Genomic DNA, 358 nt, shown 5'->3' with positions numbered 1-358 from the left:
CCATCCCTTGTTCTTCAATCGCCCAGAAGATCGCTGCAGCGATAAACAACGGCACATAGGCCCAAACACGGGAACGCTCATGCTTAGTAACCTTCTTGCTGGTCAACATCACTGCGAAGTAAGCAACTGGTGTTAAAACAGCAATGATACTGAGCAAGGTGATAAAGTTGGTAATGTTAAAGGCGTTGAAAGCGTACATAATCAATAAGATCAGTACAAAGGCAACGACACCCAAACCAACTCGGAAGGATAATTTTTTGGTCTCTCCTGGTTCCAACGGATCATCAGGATAAAGTGAATCAGCACTCAGATATTTCTTACCACCATACCAGTAAGAAATTAAACCAAAGAACATCCC

At 43.0% G+C, this 358-nt stretch carries 1 pseudogene; it reads right to left on the bottom strand.

Annotated features, from left to right (window positions below):
* Positions 1–358, bottom strand: a pseudogene (locus tag CES79_RS12415) (peptide ABC transporter permease); the annotation flags it as partial.

The sequence above is a fragment of the Secundilactobacillus silagei JCM 19001 genome (assembly GCF_002217945.1).
Taxonomy (GTDB): Bacteria; Bacillota; Bacilli; order Lactobacillales; family Lactobacillaceae; genus Secundilactobacillus; species Secundilactobacillus silagei.
The sequence above is the reverse complement of the archived record's forward strand: the minus strand, read 5'-3'. Positions and strand labels throughout refer to the sequence as shown.